A 21,711-nucleotide genomic window follows, 5' to 3' on the forward strand; every position below is an offset into this window, starting at 1 on the left:
TGGCTGATAGGTAGGTGGCGGCACAAATTTGTAAAATTTGTAAACAAGCAGAATGTTACCGAACAGCAAGAGCCACGTGGGCACAGGCCTTGTCGCCGCTCGAATCACGTGGGCACAGGCGCCCTCGCCTGTGCGGGCGCGCAACAGCGCGCCTAGGTCATGAAACTACGCGCTCACGTACTTTCCCGCTTCCAGCACGCGGGCTGCAATCTGCTGGCGCAGAGCAATGGTGTTGAAGGGTTCGTATTTACCCAACCGCCGCAGGATTGCCAGCTGAGTGCGGAGCATGTCGCCCTCGGCAACCGCAGCGATCACTTTCTTTGCCGTGGCTTCGATCTTCTCCATCCCCTTGGTCAGATAAACTTGTGCCATAGCGATCGCCAGTGCGGAGGCCTTCTCGCCATTGCGGTCGGTCATTTTTTGCGCACGTAGCACCACCGATTCCATGGCATAAGTCTCAATAATGATATCGGCCAGCGCGCCGAGGATTTCCTGCTGCTCCTGCAAAGCTTGCATGTACTTTTGTGAGGCGGCGCCGGCTGCGAAGAGCGCCAGCTTCTTGGCATGGGCAACCATGGTGCGCTCAGCCACCAGCAGGCCTTCCAGCGGTTCGCCCATGCTGGGGCCGGCAAGCACTTCGTCCATCAGCCGCTTGATTGCGGGCATCAGCGGTAATTGCCCGGACATGGCGCGCTTCAGCAGCCAACCGGTAATGATCATGCGATTAATTTCGTTGGTACCCTCGAAGATGCGATTCACACGCGAGTCGCGATAGGCGCGCTCCGCCGGGTACTCCTCCACAAATCCGTACCCCGCATAGATCTGCACCACTTCATCAACTACGCGGTCGAGCATCTCCGATCCCCAGACCTTAAGAACGGAACACTCGACGGCGTACTCTTCGATGGCTTTGCGGATCTCGCGGCTGGCATCGGCGCTGCCCTTATCAATATCGGAGAGCGCCACATCCATCATGCCGACCGTGCGATAGACCATGGCTTCGCCAGTGAAAATCCCAACTGCCATGTCCGCCAATTTCTCCTGGATTAGGCCGAAGTCGGCGATGGTCTTATTGAACGCCTTGCGCTGCTTGGCATAACCGATGGCATGCCCCAAAGAGGTGCGAGCGCCGCCCACGCACATGGCCCCCAGCTTGAAGCGGCCCACGTTCAAAATATTGAAAGCGATGACATGTCCCTTGCCGATTTCGCCCAGCAAATTTTCCGCCGGAACTTTGCAGTCATTAAGGATCAGCGGGCAAGTGGAGGAGCCGCGGATGCCCATTTTGTGCTCTTCGGCGCCGATCGAAAGGCCGGGCGATGAACGCTCAACCAGGAATGCAGTAAATTTCTCGCCATCTACTTTCGCAAAGACGGTGAACAGGTCCGCGAAGCCAGCATTGGTGATCCACATCTTCTCGCCGTTCAAGATGTAATGCTTGCCATCGGGCGAAAGCGTGGCGCGAGCGCGACAGTTCAGCGCGTCTGACCCGGAAGAAGATTCCGACAGCGCGTAAGCGCCGATCATTTCTCCTGTGGCCAGCTTGGGCAGATATTTCTGCTTCTGCTGTTCGGTGCCAAAAAATACGATGGGGAGCGTACCGATGCCGGTATGGCCGCCCCAGCCCACGGCGAAACCTGCGTATTTGGAAATGTGATCGGCCAGTATGCAGGACGAGACTTTATCCATCTCCGCGCCGCCGTACTGCTCAGGAATATCAACCGAGGTCAGGCCGAGGTCGCTGGCTTTCTTCAGCAGTTCCCGTGCGAGCGCCCAATCTTTGTGCTCCAGTTTGTCGGCGGCGGGCAGAATTTCGTTATTGGCGAAGTCTTCCGCGGTCTGCGCGATCAGTTGGTGCTGCTCGTTGAAGTCTTCGGGCGTAAACACATCTTCCGGGCGACGCTCCTCCAGGAGAAAGCTGCCACCGGGAATTTTGGTCTTGGGTACCGCCGAGGTTGTCGCCATACGTCCTTATCTAACCACAGAGGACACGGAGGAGCACAGAGGAGTTACCAAAGATTTTTAGGGGCTCCAGTTGCGTCCATGTACCAGCCGTTTGATGCCACTTCTAAGGTGCTTAACGTTGAAATTAATCAGCAGGCCGACACTCTTGCCTGAGAGCTTCAAATAGGACAGGAGTTGTGCTTCGTGCACTGGCGTGAACGCTTCAATGCTCTTCAATTCGACAATGACGGAATCTTCCACAAGCAAGTCCAAACGATAGCCTACATCTATAGTTATGCCGTCATAGATCACCGGGACGGGGACTTGGGCTTGCGCTTTTAGTCCTGATCTATGCAACTCAAACAATAAACAAGTCTGGTATGCGCTTTCCAGAAGTCCAGGTCCAAGTGCTGAATGTACCTTGATTGCTGCTGCGATGATCGCGCGCGTAATTTCATTAACGCCAGTAACAGGCTTCCGGATTACAGATGGTGCAGCCACCCTCGCACCCTACCACAAAATAAACAACTTCCTCTGTGATCTCTGTGTCCTCTGTGGTTAATTGAGATTTTCGAAAATCCCCGCTGCTCCCATGCCGCCGCCTACGCACATCGTCACCATGCCGTAGCGAGCATTCCGCCGCTTCATTTCGCGGATGACGCTGGCCGTCAGCTTGGCGCCGGTGCAGCCCAGCGGGTGCCCGAGCGCAATGGCGCCACCGTTCGGATTCACGCGTTCTTCATCCAGGCCAGCCTCTTTGATAACCGCGAGCGACTGCGCGGCAAAGGCCTCGTTGAGTTCGATCACGGAGATGTCAGAAAGTTTGAGCCCGGCCATCTTCAGCGCCTTGGGAATGGCGTACACCGGGCCGACTCCCATTTCTTCGGGCTTGTATCCGGCGGTCGCGAACGAAACGTAGCGGGCCAGCGGCTTGATTCCCAGAGCGCGAGCGCGCTCGGCGGACATGACTACCGCGGCGGCGGCGCCGTCTGACATTTGCGAAGAATTGCCCGCGGTGACGATCCCTTTCGCGTGAAACGCTGGCCGAAGCGCAGCGAGGGCTTCGATGGAAGTGTCAGCACGTGGACCCTCATCAACTTTGAAGCGAATTTCCACGCGCTTGGGTTTGGAGCCGTTCGGCGTGGTGAAACTGACCGGCACGGGCACGGTTTCGTCATCGAACTTGCCCGCCTGAATGGCCGCCAGTGCCCGCAAATGGCTGCGCAGCGAGAACAGGTCAGCTTGCTCGCGGGTGATTCCATAGCGCTTGGCCAGTCGCTCGGCCGTGAGACCCATCGACAGATAAGAATCCGGATAGTGCTCCACCAGCCAGGGGTTAGGCGAAACTTTATGGCCGCCCATTGGGATCATGGTCATGGATTCGGTCCCGCCCGCGACGATGACCTCAGCACCTCCGGCCATGATTCGCTCGGCCGCCATCGCGATGGCCTGCAGCCCGGAAGAGCAAAAGCGATTGATGGTCATGGCCGAGACTTCAACCGGCAAGCCAGCGCGCAGCGAAGCGATGCGCGCGACGTTCATCCCCTGCTCGGCCTCGGGCATGGCGCAGCCGAGGATGACGTCTTCGATTTCTTTTTTGTCGAGCTGCGGAATGCGATCGAGCGCACCGCTAATGGCGACGGCGCCTAGCTCATCAGGGCGGGTAGCGCGCAGGGTTCCGCGAAAGGCTTTGCCCACGGCAGTGCGCACGGAACTGGCGATGACGACTTCACGCATAAGACCTCACTTCCTCTTTAACCACAGAGGCACAGATTACACAGAGCATTAGATGTTCAAAGCTACGTATTGGAACCGTTTAGTGCGAACGCTCCTGCACGCGAACCTATGGCGGGCAAGAGTGTCCGCCCTACACCTGCACTCAATTTCTTAGCGTCTTTCCTGTCTTCAGCGTGTATTGAATTCGTTCCTGTGTCTTGCGTTCGCCGCAAAGCGATTTGAACGCCTCGCGCTCCAGGTCCAGAACATATTGCTCGCTGATCGGAGTGCCCGGAGAGACGTTCCCACCGCACAGCACTTCCGCAATCTTGTTGGCAATTTTCACCTCGTGATCGCTGATGTATTCGCCCTGCCGCATGAGGTGTACGCCCAGCTTGAGCGTAGCCAGAATATTCTCGCCGGGAGCTGGAACATCGCTGCGCGGCTGGGGCGGCTTGTAACCGGAGCGGGCGAGGTCGAGGGCGCGCTCTTTGGCATCGGCGAGAACGCGTTCTCGATTCATAGTGACCTGGTCGGCGTCGCCCAAGAATCCGATGTTGCGGGCTTCCGCTGCCGAGGTTGAAACCTTCGCCATGGCAATGGTTTCAAAAGCGCGCTTCATGGCCTCGATCAGCTCAACCGACTCGCCGCGGTTCTCTTTCGCTGAGGGGCCGCTCCCCGGCCGCACGGCTTCAGCACTCGCCAGGGCGCGGAGCATCATCTCTTTGCAGCCACCGCCGCCCGGAAGTAGTCCGACTCCGACCTCCACCAACCCCATGTAAAGCTCTGCATGCGGCTGGCGCACGGGCGCGTGCAGCGAAATTTCGCAGCCGCCGCCCAAGGTCATTCCGAAGGGCGCGACCACCACCGGCTTGGGCGAAAATTTGATCGCCTGAGTCATTCCCTGGAAGGCACGGATGGCGAGGTCAACATCGTCCCATTCTTCGTCCTGAATGGACATCAGCAGGAGCATGATGTTCGCGCCTACCGAGAAGTTCTGCGCGTCATTGGTGATCACGAAAGCCTCGAAGGCGTCGCCCGGTCCACCCGACCGCAGCGTCTGAGTGATCAGTTGCACGATGTCGCTACCCACCGCATTCATCTTGGAGTGAAATTCAATGCAGCCGACGCCGTCGCCGATATCAATCAGCGAAGCTCCGGCATTTTTCTTCACCACGCCGCGAGACTTCTTGGCGGCATCGAGGCGCACCACCCCTGAGGGCAGCGGCTCCGGCTCATAACAGGTGCAGGAGAGATCGAAGAACGCACGTCCTGACGGCGCCGAGCTTGCGTCGCTGTACCAGGAAGTCTTGCCGGAGGCGAGCAGCCGTTCGACATTCTGCGCTACAGGCCTCCCCTCCTGCTTCATTCGGGAAACAGTCGGGCCCACGCCGGCCGCGTCCCACAATTCGAACGGCCCCAGCTCCCAGTTGAAGCCCAGGCGCATGGCGCGATCGATCGCGACCACGGAGTCGGCGATCTCGCCCAGCCGGTTGGCAGAATAGGTCCAAAGATCGGTCAGGGCATTCCACAGGAACTGGCCAGCCTTGTCGTTCTTCTGTGCATCGGCCTTCTGCGGTGCCGCGCCCTCGGTTCCAAGCAGCATACGAAGCCGTTGGCCGGTGTCTTCCACATTGCGCGCCATCTCGAGCGCCGGAAAGCTCACTTTCTTGCGCGGCCGATATTCGAGGGTGTGCCAATCGATCGCCAGGCGGTCGCCTTCATTGCTGTCGGCCGACTTGGATTTTTTATAGAAGCCCCCGCCAGTCTTATCGCCGAGCCACTTGCGCTCCTGCATTTTTGAGAAAAATTCCGGCAGGCGCAGATCAGACCGCTCATCACGCACGTTCTGCGTCAGGTTATTCACCACGTGACCCAGAACATCCAGCCCGACCAGGTCCATAGTGCGGAACGTCGCAGAGCGTGGCCACCCGACTGCCGTTCCGGTGAGTGCGTCAACTTCTTCGATGGAGAGGTCCATCTCCTGCATCAGCCGCATGACATTGAGCACCGAAAAAGTGCCGATCCGATTGGCGATGAAGTTAGGCGTGTCTTTGGCGAAAACTACGCCTTTACCCAGCCGCACATCGCAGAAATGACCGATCGCCTCCACCAGCGCTGGATCGCACTCGGGCGTAGGAATGATTTCCAGCAGGCGCATGTAGCGCGGCGGGTTAAAGAAATGAGTTCCAAACCAGCTGCGACGAAAATCTTCAGAAAAGCCTTGCGCGATGCTGGCAACCGGCAGACCGCTGGTATTGGTGGTCACGATGGTGCCCGCGCGGCGCACCGCTTCAACTTTCTGCAACAGCGCGCGCTTAACGTTGAGGTCTTCGAGGACGGCCTCAATGATCCAGTCGGCGTTCGCCAACATCTTCAGATCGTCTTCGAAATTTCCCACCGTAACCAGCTTCGCCAGCGCCGGGTCAAAGAAGGCGGCAGGCTTCGACTTGCGCGCCGCTTCCAGTCCAGCCGCTGCGATGCGGTTGCGCTCTTCCTTTTGCGCGCCGGGCGGCACAATGTCGAGCAGGGACGTGGGCACGCCAGCATTGGCTAGATGGGCGGCGATGCGGGCGCCCATGGTCCCGGCGCCAAGCACGGCGACTCTTTGAATATTTTTTGTCATTTGCTTCGGTTGCTAGAGGATAACCCGGCCGAGCAGATCGCGAAAGCGTCCCATTCTCCACCGGTCTTACGAGATCGCCTTGGCCAGAAGAAATGCAGCCGTGGCGGCAATTCCGCCAATGATCACCGTCTGCGCCGCGCTGCGAAAAGGATGCGTACCCGTAAAACGTCCCTTGATATAGCCGAACACTGCAAGGGCGACTAGCGTCACCATCACGGAAAAGTCGAATCCGGTGCGGCTGTTGGAGAACACCATGTAGGGCGCCAACGGAATAAAGCCTCCCGCCACATACGACCCTGCTATGGTCAGCGCGCTGTTCAGCGCCCGGCGCGGGTTGGGCTCTTCCAGACCCAGCTCGAAGCGCATCATAAAATCAATCCAGGCCTCGGGGCGTTTGCTAAGGGCTTCAACTACGGGCCGGCTCTCGTCAGCCGTCATCCCATAAGCCTGGAAGACCTCGCTCACCTCGGCCTTCTCTTCTTCCGGGATCTGCTCAACTTCTCGCTGCTCGCGTAAACGTTCTTGCTCGTAGTGCTCGGCGTCGCTATGCGCAGCCAGGTAGCCGCCTAATCCCATGGCGATGGAACCCGCCGCAATTTCGGCCAGACCTCCGATCACCACCACGTGGGTAGAATTCACCGCCCCCGCCAGACCTGCCGCGAGCGCGAAGGGAACCGTCAGCCCGTCGGACATGCCGATCACCACATCGCGGACCACTGCACCAGCGGTGAAGTGTTTTTCAACGTGGGTTGCGTGCAGCATCGTTCAGTTCCTCCGGGTGTAATTCCAGATATGCTAGCGCCAATTTCACGGGCTCCCGCTCACCGCGGTAGGTGAGCTGTTGCGCGGCCTCGTCCAAGGGCAGCCAGAATGCGCGCTTCACTTCGTGCCGCATGTTCTCAGGAATGTTTCCAATGCGACCTGATCGGTAGAGCAGCAGATAAAAGCTGACGATCTTGAACACGCGTTGCTTATCGCTCCAGGTGCGGACGTAAACATATCGGATATCGGTAAGTTTGGCGACCAGTGTGGCTTCGACCCCGGTCTCCTCCCGCACCTCGCGTACAGCAGTTTGCTCAGGGGTTTCGCCGGGATCCACCAAGCCTTTGGGGAGGGCCAAGACGGCCTTTTTCGACTGGGAGTGCGACTTTTTGTCATCATCCTCGCGGCGGGGCTCAATAACTGCTATCCACCACTGACCCTTGGTGCGGCGCACCACCACCCCGCCCGCAGAGATTTCCCGAGGCATGCTCCTAAGTTATCAGGAACAAGGCAGTTAGTCACCGCAACCCTAACCTGGGTGCGGGGTTTGAAAGACCTAGCGGTACATATTCAGGTGCATCACAGCTGATCAGAGTGGCATCTCATTTGCTGGTATGTAGTTTGTAGGTTTCGGCTGAGCTGGGTTGTTGTGGGGGTCTGAACTTGGGTCCATTTAATAAGCTGCGGCGTTCGGTTGAAGCTTTCACCCGCGAATTGACGCGGGCTTCGTCGAGAACCTCGCCGGTCGCTGAAGCCGGTCACCCCCGAATCGGACTGGCGCTGGGCGGAGGATTCGCCCGCGGCCTGGCGCATATCGGAGTCCTGAAAGTCTTCGAAGAAGAAAAAATCCCTATCAGTTTTATCGCAGGAACGAGTGTGGGTGCAGTGATCGGTGCCGCCTACTGTAGCGGCGTTTCCGCTAAAGAACTGGAGGAAGTGGCGGGATTGGTGCGCTTCCGCGATTTCGCCCGCTGGACCATTTCCCGCTGCGGCTTTGCCAGCAACGAAAAAATGGTCGGATTCTTGAAGCGCGTTCTGAAAGTGAAAACTTTCGAGGAGCTGCAGGTGCCACTCGCCGTCACCGCGACCGACTTCCTCACCGGGGACGGAGTGGTTTTCCGTTCCGGGCCGCTGGTAGAGCCAGTGCGCGCTAGTTGCGCTTATCCCGGTATGTTCCTTCCGGTACAAATCAACGGCCGGCTGCTGGTGGATGGCATGCTTGCGCATAGCGTCCCGTGCATGCCGGTGCGCGAAATGGGGGCCAACAAGGTGGTCGCCGTTTACTTGCGCGCCCATTGGTGTTCACCCTCCGGTCCGCGCCACATTTTCGAAGTGATCGGGCAGTGTTTCTCGATCGCGCAGTCCAGGATGAACAGTGTGTGGCAAGCGGCGGCCGATCTGGTAGTTGAGCCGAATGTGGCGCCGTTTGCCTACGATGCCTTTCAGCGCGCGCCGGAGTTGATCCGTGCTGGTGAGCTGGCCGCTCGCGAGTCGCTGCCTAAAGTCCGCGCCTGGCTGGAAAGCAATGCCCAGGAGCCACTCTCCGAGCGCCTGGTGCCGGGTCCGGCCTCGACTACTCAAGCATCTCCGCTGGGCGCCAACTGAAACCCGGCGTGCTCTTCCGTTGACCGCTCCAGTACCGCCAGTTACACTAGCCACCTATCAAGGGATTCCAAAGGATCAGAGAATTGAAAACCTATCGTTCACGCCGGGACCTTCTCTCCAAGATTGATCAAGTGCTTTCCAGCAATGTTCCAACCCGACGCCGTTCTCCCTTGCAACAAGTAGTCGAGGTGTTGCACGAAGGCCGTCATTATTTCTGGATTGGCATTTATTTTTTGGTGGGGAATCAGGTGGTGCGGCAGGTATTCCGCGGTCCGATGCCGCCCTGTCACAGCTTTGCGTTGGGGGTAGGCAATGTCGGCACAACCGGCCGCAACGGCGTGATGAAAGTCGTGCCGGACGTGTCCCAAGACCCGACCTACAGCATGTGTTTCTTCGATACCAAGTCTGAAATTGTGGTTCCCATCAAGCTAGTCCAGCGGATTTTCGGCGTGATTGACGTGGAAAGCGATCGGCTGAATGCTTTTCCCCCTGGAGAGCGTGTGCTCCTGAAGCAAGTAGCCGAGCGGCTGGCCAGATTTCTAGCGGTGCGTGGCAAATATCTGCTGCGCCGGGCACGCGAGCAGGCAGAGGAGAAAACCGCCGATGCTGTTCAACGCGGGCATCAGCCTGCATCGGAGAAAATTATGGAAGCCAGACGTGCCGCCGCAGGCGAAAGGTCCCGCCGCTAGCCCCGCTTTTAGCAGACTTCAGCTCTCACGACTTAATCCTATTGTCCTCCCGCGGTGGCTCCAGCGGACTGCTGTTTCAGCCACGAAGCCAGATTCTCCTGCTGTTGCTGGCGCAGAACAATGCAGTTGTTGATGGATTCCACGGTCTGCTTCAATGCCCGCTCAGCCGAAGGAATCGGGTGCTGGGTAAAGAATTCCTGGACTTGATCTCTGGCTCCGGCGTCACAGAAATGGGAAGCCATATAAACGATCGAGCCGGTGCTGTAGTTACTGAGTTTGGCTTCGACCTGCGGCCAATGCTCGCGGATGAAATTCCACGCCTGATTGCGCGCCGCCGGATTACGCATCAGCCTTCCTAAAAGGAATGGCGCATCCTGAGAGCGCACCTGGTCAGACACCGCGTACTCCAGACTGCGCTGAATCAAGGCCGGGTCCTCGAAATATCCGAGTGTCCGCAGCATGCGTGTGTAATCTTCCGGTGATTGGGGTTTGTGGGTGCGCTCCAAAATTCTGTCGTAGAGCGCAGCGTCACCGTTGTGCGCAGCAATAGTGAGCGCAGGGTAAATAAGCGTGTTGTCCACGGTCTCGCCCCGCAAGCTCTTTTGCACAAGCTCACGTGCAATGGGGATTAGCTTTGGGTCCCGCCCCACGTCGCCCACCAGCGCAAAAAGATCGGCGCGGCGTGCTCGCGCTTCTTCGCTGTCGTTGGCTCCCGGTGTCCAGCCTAATTTTTCGCCGACTGGACCGAAAGTATTGCGTACCCAGGCCTCATACTGCGCTCGATCGCTATCGGTAGCCAGATAAAGATGTATATGGCGCAGTGGGTCCATAAGATTGTCAATCACCGCGCGACTCGGGTCATTCTTCAGGCCTTCGGCCAGCGCCAGAAAATCCCCTACCTTGAGGCCACCGACCTGGGTTTGCGCCCAAATGTCTCCTACGAGCTGAATGCGCTCCACCGGCGAAAGAATTTGTTCGGCGCTAACTGCGAGTTGGTGCAGGTTCTCGGCGTCGTAACTTGAGCGGTAATAACCTCGGGCTCCGGCATTCGCATAAACCGGGCCGCAGCCGGAGAGTTCGATTTCCTGCGATTTCTTGGTCAGCAACTCGCATTTTTCGCCGGCTCCCGCTTTGAGACAGACGGGAATCTGCCACTGCTCCGGACTCCCATTGTTGAAGAGTTCACGATTTTCGAAGTATCGTTTTTGAGAAAGTACGACCTTCTTTGCGCCATTCCGGCAAGAGGACGTCGCTGAAACCACCGGGACACCGGGCTGGACCACAAAGGTGGCCATGATCTTGTCAATAGGCTTGTGCGAGACCTGCGCAATTGAGGTCCAGAAGTCCTCCGAAGTGGCATTGTCATAAGAATATTTAGAGAGATAGGCGTTCACGCCCTTGCGGAATATCTCCGGGCCCACATAGCCCTCGATCATCCGCAGGGTGGCTGCCGCCTTGTTGTATGAAATCGCGTCGAACAGTTCCTGGATTTCAGCGGGCGTCTCGGCGTGCTGGCGGATCGGATGGGTCGAATTCAAGGCGTCGGTTTCCATAGCACCCGCCGCTGATTGGACTTCGTCCTCTTGCAGGTTCCATTCCGGTTTGTAGGCTTCGATAGGCTTAAATGACATCCAGGTTGCGAAGCCTTCGTTCAGCCAAATGTCGTCCCACCACTTCATGGTGACCAAATCACCGAACCACTGGTGGGCCATTTCATGGGCCGCCACCTGTGCGACCTCTTTCTTGACGAGATAAGAGGAACTCTTTGGATCCACGAATAGGATGGCGTCCCGCGCGACAATGCAGGCAGTGTTTTCCATCGCGCCGGCTGCGTAATCTGGCAGGCCGATGAAATCCAGCTTGGCATAAGGGTACTTAACGCCAAAGTACCGATTGTAGAAATGCATGGTGTACTCGGCTGCCTTCAAGGCAAACTGTCCCATCCCTTTTCGTTCGGGCGTACCGCACACGCGAATGGGAATGCCGTCCGCTTGGCCCGACTCACACTCAAAGTCACCTACCAGCAGAGCGACCAGATACGAAGACATCTTGGGCGTCGTAGAAAATTTAACGGTGTGCTTTTCGGCGCTCGGGCCGGGAGTGTCCGAAACCACCTTGCCGTTGGAAATCGCGATGTCGCCCTTATCAATTACAGCACTCACGTCGAAAGTCGCCTTCATGTCCGGTTGGTCAAAGCTGGGAAAGGCGCGGCGGGCGTCGGTGTTCTCGAACTGAGTCGCGGCGTATTTGCGCTTCTCAGTTTTGCTGAGATAAAAGCCGCGCATCTGGTTGTTGAGAATGCCGGTATATCGGATATGAATGCTGGCCTCGCCCGGGGAAAGCGGCTTCTCAACCGTCAGGACAGCGGACTCCAACTTGGGATCGGGGGTCACCTTGGCCGTCTGGGTTGACCCCGCTTGGGTGATAGTAGCGTCACCGTAGGTAATCTCAGCGGAATTCAAGGTGATGCTCGAAGTAGGCTTGAGCACCCGGATGCGCAGGGTTTCTTCGCCCCTGAAGTTGTCCTTCTGAAAATCGGGAGCCAGCGTTATCTGATAATGCTGGGGGAGCGCAATATCCGCTGGCAGGCGCTGTCCGCTGGCGTCAAGGGCCAGCAACATGAGGGCAAAGAAGAAAGACATTTTTCTCATATAATCTCCGACGCGAAAAAATAGAAAACGTGAGCAAGTCTCAGGTTGGATACGCAAATGCCTGGGAATTGGTTTCATCAACTCACCGGGAGCTGGCAGACCACGATATTTTTGCCAAAGGAATGCACCGCCGGGCACCCAAGCTCTTTAAGTTTTGGCCACAGTAATGGCTGGGTATCAACGTTCCAGCCCGTCTGAAATATCCAGATGCTTGACCCGGGTTTCAGTCCATAAGCCGCTGTCGCATGCTGAATAGCAGCGCTTAAGTTTTCGGGCGTAAACATCCACATGCGGGGACCAGTGGCCGAGACGCGGTACCTACCACAACCGAAGTCGGCAAATGGCCTTGCAGACATACTAAATTCAGCAACGCTCCCGCGGCAAAAGTAGTAGCGAAAAGGAAAGCTGGTTTGGTTATCCAGAATAACTACTGCACCGGGCGCAGCGGATTCTCCTAGAAACTTCACCGCCCCAGCCATAAAACTTTGTTTCTGGTTGGGCGGTTTGAAAGACGCTCCCAGCGGCACGGGTGCCAGGTAACACACCGCCATAGCGGACGCGGCAAGCAAAGGTTTTTTCCAATTGCTCGACGCAGGCCAGCGTGCCAGCCCCAGGCTTGCACCTGCGATTACAAACGCCGCAAGAAATACGCTGTGGCGCGTGCCGTCAAAAGGGTAGGTGCGAAACAGCTGCGCCGTCCAACTAACGAGGAAGGGAAATGCCAGCAGGAAGGCGAGATGCCTGGGATTGGGCCGCGAGTGCTCAGGCACTGTTTGCTGGCGCAATAGACCTATCAGGCCCAGCACATAGAGCAGGAGCATCAGCCCCCCAATCACCGGCTGGCTGAACAAATAATGAAATAGGCGGAAGGTTTCCCTTAGCAGGACGTTTAGCGCATTTTGTCCGCTCCCTTGGAAGAATCCCGTGACTTCCGCGATGCGTTTCAGCCGCAGCAAGTGACTTCTGTAGAGAAAAGCAAAAACCGCCGCGGCCACGGCCTGCCCAATGACCCACGGTGCAATAACTCTCACAGTGGCACGAGAGTCGTAGAGCCGAATTATGGCGTAGGCCCCTACAACACAAGCAAACAGTAGGGCAGAGTAATGAGTGAGGATTGCGAAGCACAGCGAGAGCGAAAAGACCAACATCATGCCGGCCGAACTTTCCTGAACCGCTCGCTCCAGGGCGTAAAAGGAAAGAGCGATAAAAAACAGCAAGAGCGCGTACTGCCTGATCTCCGCACTCAAAGAAATGAGGGCGGGAGAAAAGGAGAAGAATATGAGCCCGACGAGCGCAGCCGTACGGTTGGTGATTCTGCCCAGCCATTTGAATCCTATCCAGCAAAAGAGCGTGCCCGCCAGTACTGACGGCAAGCGAAGCACAAGCTCCGAGTTGCCAAGGAAGCGCCAGTAGTAGAGCAGCGCTGCAAATAGCGGCGGATGAGCGGTAGTCAGATTCGCCTGATAAACCGACGCCAGAGATGCTTGGTTCGAGAGAAAATAGATCTGCGCCTCATCCGGGTTCAAATAGGTAGTCGCCGCCAGATAAAGGCGCGCGAAGAATCCTATCGCTACCATGCCGAGGGCCACGCCTGTGAAGTGAGAACGCGAACTCGCAGAGGGATAACTCTGCGGAACCCGCGTCATTTCAGCGATGGAACGCGAATTCTCCCTGCTTGATTGGAGACCATTCATGAGTAAGGCGCGGGAAGATTTTTCCTGCGCCGGAATTCCCGCATTTCCGCCTGCTGGTGGGTGCGGATTCGCAAGTCCGACCGCGGCTTCGCGGTGCATAGCAACACAAAACCAGACTGGCGGTCCTCTGGAAAATAACTGACGGAGTCAGACTGGTCCACCTCGCCCCCGTCCTCCAGGCGGCCGGCACAGGTCAGGCATCGCCCCTGGTGGCAGAGGGCAGGCAACTTGATACCTACGGCGTTCGCCGCATCCCAGATGTGCTCTTCGGACCCAACCGTGATGGTGCGCTCGCCCTCCGGCGTGATGAGCGTTACCTTGAAGAATGACTCGGTCGGCGATTCAGCTCCCACCCATCAATTGTAACGGCAGGCGAAGTCCTGCCTGGTCACGGGGACCAGGCAGGCACAGAGTCGACTAGGAACCGATGTAGAAGGGCCGGTTCTTGCTGTAAGGCGCGTCGCCAGGTTCGCCACGACGGAAATGCCCTGAAGGAATGCTCTTCTTGTCGCGTTCCCACGCGAGCAGTTCGATAAACCAGGCTTCGTGCTCGACTTCTTCGTTAAGAATGCGAGAAGCCATGTCGTAGGTCCGCGGGTCCTTGCCAAAGGTTACATCGCACACGGCCTGCCAGCTGCGGATGGCGCAACGTTCCGACTCCAGCAGCAGAGTCAAAATATTGGTGGCCGTTGGGGGATCGGGTAACTTGGCTGCGGCACAGCCAGCCTGATTGTGAAAAGCCGGCAGGTCGTTCGGCAGTTCTCCACCGAGCTCATAGATACGGGGAACGATTAACTCCCAGTGGGCCCGGTCTTCCAGACGCGCGTCCTCGCAGATTTCCTTGTAATCTTCGTGTCCGGCCAAATGCATTCTGAGAATGGTGTAGTAGTAATACGTGCTGGCGAACTCAGCCGCCGCGTTGGCGACAAGCATTTTGATAAGTTTCTCCACGTCAACACCACGCGCGCGAATTACCTCCACACCTACGCGCTGCGTGACATCGCCCGCTTTCACAACATTGTCTTGCTTAGCTGGCATGTTTCCTCCTGCTGGGAGTGTAGCGCGCAGGCCTGACATCGGTCTAAGATATGGATTCTATACATGCGATAGTTTTTGCCTCTAGGCGAAGGGTCTGGGATGCAAGTTCATCAGCTTCGATATTTTTGTGCGGTGGCGCGCAGCGGAAACTTTACTCGCGCTGCGGAACAGGAGCACATCGCTCAGCCTTCGCTCTCCGCGCAGATTTTGAAACTGGAAGACGAACTTGGGGCCCGACTGTTCGATCGCCTCGGCCGTACCGCGCGCCTGACCCATTTTGGACGGACTTTCTTGCCGCGGGCAGAAGCCATCTTGCGGCAGCTGGGAGCGGCCAAGCTCGAAATCCAGGAGATGGCAGGCGGCGACAATGGTCGCGTGGTGATTGGAGCTATCCCTACAATCGCTCCGTATTTTCTTCCCGGCCCGCTTACCAGTTTCGCCATCAAATACCCGCACATAAAGGTAAGCATTGTAGAAGAGATCACCTCGGTGCTGCTGCAGGGGCTTCACGAGGCGCGGCTTGATCTCGCGCTGGCTGCGCTCCCGGTGAGCGGAGAAGGGCTAATTTGCGAAGAATTGTTGCGGGAGCGGCTCTACGTTGTGCTGCCGGCCAGGCACCATTTAGCATCACAGAAGCAGATTTCACTGAAACAGATCGAAGAAGAGAATTTTCTTCTGCTCAAAGAGGGCCACTGCTTCCGGGATAATGCGATCGCCGCTTGCCGGCGTGCGCGCCTGCAGCCCAATGTGGTTTTTGAAAGTGGACAGTTCGCTACCATTGTTGCCATGGTTGCGGCCGGCATGGGAGTTTCGCTGGTGCCGACTATGGCGGTTGAACCGCGAAAGGGGTGTAGATTCGTGCCCCTGGCTGATGAAGCCAGTCATCGCAGGGTCGGAATCGTGCAACTCAAGCAGCATTTCCCGACGCGCGCACATCGCGCCCTGGTTGAGCACCTGCGCGAGAATGTGCGGCAGGAAAAGCAATTTGTGGCGGCGAGCTGACCAAGGGCGGTAAATCGCCAGCGACAGTTCTAAACACACGGAGTGGCAATGGCACTGAAAGTAGGGGACACCGCACCGGACTTTGAGCTTCCCGCCCTGATCGGCGGTGTCAAAAAGAAGTTGCGGCTGCGCGATTATCTGGGAAAGAAGAACGTGGTGCTTGCGTTCCATCCGCTGAATTGGACGCCGGTGTGCACTACGCAATTTGCGGAGTACAACACGGCACTGTCGAAGTTAAGCGAGTACGACGCCCAAATCGTAGGCATCAGCGTGGATTCCATCTACAGCGATGGCGCCTGGGAAAAAGAGATTGGGCCCCTTGACTATCCACTCGTCAGCGATTACTACCCGCATGGCGAGGTCGCGATGAAATATGGAGTCTTCCGCGACCGTGAACCGTTCTCTGGCGTCAGCGAGCGCGCCATATTTGTGATCGATAAAAAAGGTAAGGTAGCGTTCAGCAGGATTTATCCCATGGACCATCTTCCTGAGACCAAAGAAGTTCTGATGGCGCTGCAGCAACTCAATCAATGAGCGGCAAGTCAGTTAGTGTAAGCTTTTTAATTCTTTGAGAGCTGCGCACTGGCGCAGGAGCGTGCATGAGACTTTTGATTACCGGTGTGCTGATTCTCTTGGTTGCCATTCCTTCTTCCAGTGTTGGGCAAAATGCGAATCCGTCCGAGCCTCCAACCAAGAGTAGAACTGCCATTTCAGGAGCCATCACCGGGTTTCGCGATCCCGAGCAAGAGCAGAAATGGGAAAAGATTTTTCTCGCGGTGCCTGATCCCAAGCTCGCGGAGGCGCACTTACGCCGCCTGACCGCTGCGCCTCACATTGCCGGGTCACCAGAAGACAAGCAAACCGCGGAATATGTAGCGCAAAAATTCCGCGACGCCGGGCTAGACACTCAGATTGTGGAATACAAAGTCTGGCTCAACTATCCCAAGGAAATCAGTGTCGATTTGATCGCTCCTGCTGGCGCGAAGCTGCATGCTCCCAGCCGCGAGCATGTGGAAGGCGATCCCTACCAGGACGATCCGCGGGTGGTGACGCCAGTGAATGGTTATTCCCCGTCCGGAGACGTCGAGGCCGAAGTGGTATACGCAAACTACGGCAGCCCGGATGATTTTAAAAAGCTTGAAGAGTTGGGCATTGATGTGCACGGCAAAATTGTACTCACCCGTTATGGGCAGAACTTTCGCGGCGTTAAGGTGCTGGTTGCGCAACAACACGGTGCCGCGGGGGTGATCATCTATTCCGATCCCATTGACGATGGATATTTCAAAGGCGACGCTTATCCCCAAGGGCCTTGGCGGCCAGCCACCTCCGTACAGCGCGGATCAGTCGGCTTTATGTTCGAATTTCCCGGGGATGCTACGACGCCGGGCATCGCTGCACTGCCATCGCTGCCGGATTCCCAGCGCACTCCGCCGGAACGGTCGGCCGCACTGCCCAGGATTCCCTCAACCCCGCTTTCCTATGGCGATGCTGAGCCGATTCTCGCCAACCTGAGCGGGCCGCAAACGCCCCGCGATTGGCAAGGCGCATTGCCCTTCACCTACCACTTGGGCCCCGGTCCGGCGCGGATCAGGATGCACCTTAAGCAGGATTACCAGTACCGCACGATTTGGGACGTCATTGGCCGTGTTCCCGGCACCGAATTGCCGGCTGAGTGGGTGGTTGCGGGGAACCATCGCGACGCGTGGGTCTATGGCGCCGTTGACCCGAACAGCGGTACTACCGCCATGCTGGAGGCGGTACACGGATTGGGAGAACTATTGAAAAATGGGTGGAAGCCGAAGCGCACCCTTGTATTTGGCAGTTGGGACGCCGAAGAGCAGGGCCTGATCGGATCTACCGAATGGGGCGAACAACATGCTTCGGAGCTGCGCAACGCGGTTGCATACTTGAATGTGGACGTAGCGGTCTCCGGGCCGAAGTTCGGGGCTTCCGCGGTGCCCAGCCTGAAGCAGTTCATCCGTGACCTCACCAAAGCGGTACCCAGCCCGGCCGGAGGCAATGTTTACGATGTGTGGCGCACGACTGCGGAGAAGCCCGCCAAGGGTCCCCAGGTTTCACCCGACGTGACCGGCAGTTTAGGCCGCCAGCCCGTGGCCTCCGCCGGCACGGATGTACCTGTAGGCGACCTGGGAAGCGGTTCAGACTACACGGTGTTCCTGCAGCATCTAGGGGTTCCCTCGCTGGATATCGGTTCCACTGGGGATTACGGGGTATATCACTCAGTTTTCGACAATTTCCAATGGTTTACGAAGTTTGGGGACCCCAATTTCCTGTACGAGCAGGAAATGGCTCGGGTGTACGGTCTGGGAGCGCTGCGCCTGGCCAATGCTGATGTCCTGCCGTTTGACTACGAAACGTATGGCAAGGAGGTCGGTTCCTACATCGAGGCGGCCCGCAAAAAGGCTGATGAGAGGTTTGGCAATAAAACCCCCAGCTTTGCCACGGCCGCAGATGCCGCCAAACGGTTGGCAACTGCTGGCCTGGCAATGGCCAAGGCGCAGCAAAATCCCCATGTAGACCTGAAGCAGCTAAATGCCGCGTTGAGCCAGGCCGAACGGGGGCTGTTGTTGGCCAATGGTTTACCAAACCGTCCCTGGTACCGCCATGCGATCTACGCGCCCGGGGAATACACCGGCTATGCTGCGGTGGTCATTCCAGGGGTAAACGAGGCCATTGACGCGGGCGACCTGACGCGCGCCACGCAACAGATTTCCGCCCTTACCGACGCCCTGAACGCGGCCGCCAGGACCCTCGAGCAGTATCCCCAAAACAGCGGACCTGTCGGGAGAAATCCCAGGTAGGGGCACACCTTACAGCGATTTCAGCACAGGTCTGGGCAGCTTTAGGAGCTCTCTTTGCGTCTAAGCCAATGCTTGTTAAGTCCGCTTGGACATCGGAGAGGTTCGAGATGCCAGTTGCTCGCATTATCTCTTCCAGCTTCGAAGATGCGCTTAGATTATCCGAGGAACTTCGTCCCCTCTTTGACACCATAGAAATTGCGGCGCCTGGTCGCGCCGGCGACACGGTCGCGGATCTCGAAGTCACCGTCGAAAACTGCACGGTGGAACAGGCATTGGCAGAAATTGGAAAAATTTCCCAACACCAGGAAGTAAGCGTGTTCGTCGCTCCCGGGTCGATTGTCCCCGCCGAACTGGAGACCGCAGCACCGCTTGAGCCTGAGGAGCTCGCGCCCCTTTCCGTGGCGAGCGAGCTGAAAGTTGAGGCCACGCCCCAGCAGCCACTCCAGATGCTGGAGGAACCACCCCAGGCGTTTGTAGCAGACGCGGCGTTGCCATCCGAAAGCTTTGAGCCCGCGAACGAGGAAACACCAGCCACCTCCGCGAGTGAACCATCTCCAATGGTGGAAATTGCGCCCCCAAAGAAACCTTGGCTGACCTCACTCGGAGAAACGCTGCAGCAGTGGCAGGCACAGTACGCGCAATTGCGTGAGCAGCGTGCCGTAGAACGCTTACAAAGAGCGGCAGCGCGCCACCAGCAATCTGAAGAACAAGAGAAGCAGCGCCGGTTTGCCAGAGAACAGGAGGCGCAGCGGCGCCAGGAAGCGGCCCGAAGAGCGACCCTTCTACGTACCGAGAGACAACACGCGGCGCGGGAAAAAGCGGAGCAGAAGCGACGGGCATTCGAGGCAGAACGGGCACGTGCGGCAGAGATGGCTGTACACCAACGCCGTGAAGCGGCGTTGCAACGTGAAGCGCAGGAACAGCAAGAGTTGGCAAAGCAGGCAGAAGCGATCCGCAGAAGCTATGCAGACGAAGCGCGCCTGCGCTTGCGAGAAGACCAGTTAGCGGTGCTCGTGACTGCTTCGACGGATTCGGCCCTTGGTAATGAAGAGTTGCAGCCGCATGTGAGCTTGAGCTCAGAAGATCGTCGCATGCGAGTGGCAGCCATGTGTGCAGGAGTTGCGGCTATGCTGATGACGGCGGGTTGGATTGGCTACAGCAACCGTCGTCCGGCTTCCCCGCTGCCAATTTCAACGGTGCAGCAATCGAATAGCATAGAAGAGACAGTACCCTTTGGTCCCGCGAAATTGGTTCCAGCCGTCGGCGTGGCTCCCTCGCGACCGCTCCCTCCAACAACCGCGGCCAAGCCCCCTGCGGCTCGCCCGCGAACTCCGGCGCATAAAGCGAAGCGGCGCCAGCAGCTCACTGAAGTCGAAGTAGATGAGGTTGCGGAAGATGTCACCGTCCGGCACTTCAAACCGAAAGCTCCGGTTCAAGTCACTCGACCCCGCAACATCAGCTCAAGTCTACAGCCTGCTCTTGCCGACTCAGTACGCGCCAGCAACAAGTCTGATGTGAAACAGATTTCCGATTTGCATTGAGTCTTACAGCACGTCTGCACAATGAAAAAGCCGCGCCCGCTGCGCGGCTTTTTGGCTGTTACGATCCAGCTACGGCTTGGCGGTCAGCTTTTGCACCAGCTCCGAATAGTCCTTCTTTTCCAGACCATGGACCTCGCGGTTGTATTCGTCTACCTTTGACGAATAATTCATCGAGCAGAACTTGGGTCCACACATGGAGCAGAACGCCGCCGTCTTGTAGTAATCGTCAGGCAAGGTTTCATCGTGCATGGAGCGCGCCGTTTCAGGATCGAGCGACAGCGCAAACTGCTTTTCCCAATCGAAATTGTAACGGGCATAGCTGAGGGCGTCGTCGCGGTCCCGCGCCCCGGGACGGTGACGTGCGACGTCCGCAGCGTGGGCGGCGATCTTGTAAGCAATGATGCCGTCCTTCACGTCCTTATCATTGGGCAGGCCGAGGTGCTCTTTGGGAGTGACGTAGCACAGCATTGCGGCCCCATACCAGCCGATCATGGCGGCGCCGATGGCCGAGGTTATGTGGTCATATCCGGGAGCGATATCGGTGACAAGTGGTCCGAGCGTGTAAAAGGGCGCTTCGTAACAGTACTCGATTTCTTTTTCCACTTGCTCCCTGATTTTGTCCATCGGAACATGGCCCGGCCCCTCGATCATGACCTGGACGTCATAGTTCCACGCACGTTTGGTCAATTCCCCGAGGGTCCGCAACTCGGCGAATTGCGCTTCATCACTCGCATCAGCAATGCTTCCCGGGCGTAGCCCGTCGCCCAGAGAGAAAGACACATCGTACTTCTGAAAGATCTTGCAGATGTCGTCGAAGCGCTCGTAAAGGAAATTCTGCTGGTGGTGGTGCGCCATCCACTGCGCAAGAATGGCGCCGCCACGGCTTACGATTCCAGTGATGCGCTTTGCCACCAGCGGCAGATATTGAATGAGCACGCCTGCGTGGATCGTCATGTAATCCACGCCTTGTTGCGCCTGCTCCTCAATGACTTCGAGCATCAGGTCGGCGCTGAGGTCCTCAATGCGCTTCACTCGAGTAACCGCTTCGTAAATCGGCACGGTGCCGATGGGCACTGGCGAATGCCGCAGAATGGCATCGCGGATTTCAGGAATATTTCCGCCCGTCGAGAGGTCCATCGCGGTGTCAGCGCCGAAATGCACCGCGGTGTGCAGCTTGCGAAGTTCCTCGTTAACATTGGAGGTCACGGCGGAGTTGCCGATATTGGCGTTGATCTTGCATTTCGAAGCCACGCCTATGGCCATCGGCTCCAGTTCAGGGTGGTTGATGTTGGCGGGGATGATCATGCGCCCGCGCGCCACCTCGTCACAGATCAATTCAGGGGAAACACTCTCGAGACGGGCGACGTACTCCATCTCTTGCGTGATAATGCCGCGGCGGGCATAGTGCATTTGGGAGAAGTTACCGTTGCCACTCAGGGCGGCCGCCTCTCGCCGCTGCTTGATCCACTCCTCGCGCGGCTTGGGAACGTGCGCCGCGTAGCCGTTGCTGCCGTTTTGCTCTTTCAGTTCTATAGCATCCATAAGAGTGCCAACCTAAGCATTAGCGTAGATGGGATGACTGTAAATTATACGCCGCACAAAATTCCGGGTCGCGCTGCGC

At 57.6% G+C, this 21,711-nt stretch carries 17 protein-coding genes; 6 read left to right on the forward strand and 11 right to left on the reverse strand.

What is annotated here, in order from left to right; all coding sequences use genetic code 11:
* Positions 1–165 precede the first annotated feature (165 nt).
* The 6 genes from VFA76_14955 to VFA76_14980 all read right to left on the reverse strand — a co-directional run bounded on the left by VFA76_14955 (position 166) and on the right by VFA76_14980 (position 7,535).
* On the reverse strand, positions 166–1,965 hold the full coding sequence (locus tag VFA76_14955) for an acyl-CoA dehydrogenase family protein (protein ID HZR33142.1): 1,800 nt from the start codon (positions 1,963–1,965) through the stop codon (positions 166–168).
* 57 nt (positions 1,966–2,022) lie between these two features.
* Positions 2,023–2,445: a GxxExxY protein gene (locus VFA76_14960; protein HZR33143.1), complete on the reverse strand. Its 423-nt coding sequence runs from the start codon at positions 2,443–2,445 to the stop codon at positions 2,023–2,025.
* 57 nt (positions 2,446–2,502) lie between these two features.
* Entirely contained in the window at positions 2,503–3,681 is a 1,179-nt protein-coding gene (locus tag VFA76_14965; protein ID HZR33144.1) for an acetyl-CoA C-acyltransferase, read from the reverse strand.
* Positions 3,682–3,823: 142 nt separating this feature from the next.
* Positions 3,824–6,286, reverse strand: a complete 2,463-nt coding sequence (locus VFA76_14970; GenBank protein HZR33145.1) for a 3-hydroxyacyl-CoA dehydrogenase NAD-binding domain-containing protein — start codon at positions 6,284–6,286, stop codon at positions 3,824–3,826.
* 66 nt (positions 6,287–6,352) lie between these two features.
* Entirely contained in the window at positions 6,353–7,048 is a 696-nt protein-coding gene (locus tag VFA76_14975) for a VIT1/CCC1 transporter family protein (protein HZR33146.1), read from the reverse strand.
* On the reverse strand, positions 7,026–7,535 hold the full coding sequence (locus VFA76_14980) for an NUDIX domain-containing protein (GenBank protein ID HZR33147.1): 510 nt from the start codon (positions 7,533–7,535) through the stop codon (positions 7,026–7,028). The genes VFA76_14975 and VFA76_14980 overlap by 23 nt, the downstream gene beginning before the upstream one ends.
* Positions 7,536–7,711: 176 nt before the next feature.
* Between VFA76_14980 and VFA76_14985 the strand changes: the two genes are divergently transcribed.
* The gene (locus VFA76_14985) at positions 7,712–8,653 is read left to right on the forward strand and encodes a patatin-like phospholipase family protein (protein HZR33148.1); all 942 of its coding nucleotides are present in this window, start codon (positions 7,712–7,714) and stop codon (positions 8,651–8,653) included.
* An 83-nt stretch (positions 8,654–8,736) separates the two neighbouring features.
* Positions 8,737–9,342 carry a GAF domain-containing protein gene (locus VFA76_14990; GenBank protein ID HZR33149.1) on the forward strand — a complete coding sequence of 202 codons (606 nt, stop codon included), beginning with the start codon at positions 8,737–8,739 and terminating at the stop codon, positions 9,340–9,342.
* Positions 9,343–9,380: 38 nt separating this feature from the next.
* On the opposite strand, the gene VFA76_14995 is transcribed toward VFA76_14990, so the two are convergent.
* The 4 genes from VFA76_14995 to dps all read right to left on the reverse strand — a co-directional run bounded on the left by VFA76_14995 (position 9,381) and on the right by dps (position 14,725).
* Positions 9,381–11,993 (reverse strand): M1 family metallopeptidase, encoded by a 2,613-nt coding sequence (locus tag VFA76_14995; protein ID HZR33150.1) that lies wholly within the window; start codon positions 11,991–11,993, stop codon positions 9,381–9,383.
* 77 nt (positions 11,994–12,070) lie between these two features.
* Positions 12,071–13,639 carry a glycosyltransferase family 39 protein gene (locus VFA76_15000; protein ID HZR33151.1) on the reverse strand — a complete coding sequence of 523 codons (1,569 nt, stop codon included), beginning with the start codon at positions 13,637–13,639 and terminating at the stop codon, positions 12,071–12,073.
* 44 nt (positions 13,640–13,683) lie between these two features.
* Positions 13,684–14,040, reverse strand: a complete 357-nt coding sequence (locus VFA76_15005) for a 2Fe-2S iron-sulfur cluster-binding protein (GenBank protein ID HZR33152.1) — start codon at positions 14,038–14,040, stop codon at positions 13,684–13,686.
* 64 nt (positions 14,041–14,104) lie between these two features.
* Complete coding sequence (dps, locus tag VFA76_15010) at positions 14,105–14,725, reverse strand: DNA protection during starvation protein (GenBank protein HZR33153.1); 621 nt, start codon at positions 14,723–14,725, stop codon at positions 14,105–14,107.
* Between the two features lie 99 nt (positions 14,726–14,824).
* Here dps and VFA76_15015 point away from each other — a divergent pair, with 99 nt between their 5' ends.
* The 4 genes from VFA76_15015 to VFA76_15030 all read left to right on the forward strand — a co-directional run bounded on the left by VFA76_15015 (position 14,825) and on the right by VFA76_15030 (position 20,090).
* Positions 14,825–15,727 (forward strand): LysR family transcriptional regulator, encoded by a 903-nt coding sequence (locus tag VFA76_15015; GenBank protein ID HZR33154.1) that lies wholly within the window; start codon positions 14,825–14,827, stop codon positions 15,725–15,727.
* A 48-nt stretch (positions 15,728–15,775) separates the two neighbouring features.
* Positions 15,776–16,261 (forward strand): redoxin domain-containing protein, encoded by a 486-nt coding sequence (locus tag VFA76_15020; GenBank protein HZR33155.1) that lies wholly within the window; start codon positions 15,776–15,778, stop codon positions 16,259–16,261.
* Positions 16,262–16,326: 65 nt separating this feature from the next.
* On the forward strand, positions 16,327–18,549 hold the full coding sequence (locus VFA76_15025; GenBank protein ID HZR33156.1) for a M28 family metallopeptidase: 2,223 nt from the start codon (positions 16,327–16,329) through the stop codon (positions 18,547–18,549).
* A gap of 107 nt (positions 18,550–18,656) precedes the next feature.
* Complete coding sequence (locus tag VFA76_15030) at positions 18,657–20,090, forward strand: hypothetical protein (GenBank protein HZR33157.1); 1,434 nt, start codon at positions 18,657–18,659, stop codon at positions 20,088–20,090.
* A 69-nt stretch (positions 20,091–20,159) separates the two neighbouring features.
* On the opposite strand, the gene thiC is transcribed toward VFA76_15030, so the two are convergent.
* Positions 20,160–21,632 (reverse strand): phosphomethylpyrimidine synthase ThiC, encoded by a 1,473-nt coding sequence (gene thiC, locus VFA76_15035; GenBank protein HZR33158.1) that lies wholly within the window; start codon positions 21,630–21,632, stop codon positions 20,160–20,162.
* Between the last annotated feature and the right edge of the window lie 79 nt (positions 21,633–21,711).

This window comes from Terriglobales bacterium, from assembly GCA_035651655.1.
Taxonomy (GTDB): domain Bacteria; phylum Acidobacteriota; class Terriglobia; order Terriglobales; family Acidobacteriaceae; genus DASRFG01.

Coding starts and splice junctions, on each gene's coding strand:
- VFA76_14955 (HZR33142.1), bottom strand. CDS start 1,965: ATGGCGACAACCTCGGCGGTACCCAAGACCAAAATTCCCGGTGGCAGC.
- dps (HZR33153.1), bottom strand. CDS start 14,725: ATGCCAGCTAAGCAAGACAATGTTGTGAAAGCGGGCGATGTCACGCAG.
- VFA76_15015 (HZR33154.1), top strand. CDS start 14,825: ATGCAAGTTCATCAGCTTCGATATTTTTGTGCGGTGGCGCGCAGCGGA.
- VFA76_15025 (HZR33156.1), top strand. CDS start 16,327: ATGAGACTTTTGATTACCGGTGTGCTGATTCTCTTGGTTGCCATTCCT.
- thiC (HZR33158.1), bottom strand. CDS start 21,632: ATGGATGCTATAGAACTGAAAGAGCAAAACGGCAGCAACGGCTACGCG.
- VFA76_15000 (HZR33151.1), bottom strand. CDS start 13,639: ATGACGCGGGTTCCGCAGAGTTATCCCTCTGCGAGTTCGCGTTCTCAC.
- VFA76_15030 (HZR33157.1), top strand. CDS start 18,657: ATGCCAGTTGCTCGCATTATCTCTTCCAGCTTCGAAGATGCGCTTAGA.
- VFA76_15020 (HZR33155.1), top strand. CDS start 15,776: ATGGCACTGAAAGTAGGGGACACCGCACCGGACTTTGAGCTTCCCGCC.
- VFA76_14980 (HZR33147.1), bottom strand. CDS start 7,535: ATGCCTCGGGAAATCTCTGCGGGCGGGGTGGTGGTGCGCCGCACCAAG.
- VFA76_14995 (HZR33150.1), bottom strand. CDS start 11,993: ATGAGAAAAATGTCTTTCTTCTTTGCCCTCATGTTGCTGGCCCTTGAC.
- VFA76_14965 (HZR33144.1), bottom strand. CDS start 3,681: ATGCGTGAAGTCGTCATCGCCAGTTCCGTGCGCACTGCCGTGGGCAAA.
- VFA76_14970 (HZR33145.1), bottom strand. CDS start 6,286: ATGACAAAAAATATTCAAAGAGTCGCCGTGCTTGGCGCCGGGACCATG.
- VFA76_14975 (HZR33146.1), bottom strand. CDS start 7,048: ATGCTGCACGCAACCCACGTTGAAAAACACTTCACCGCTGGTGCAGTG.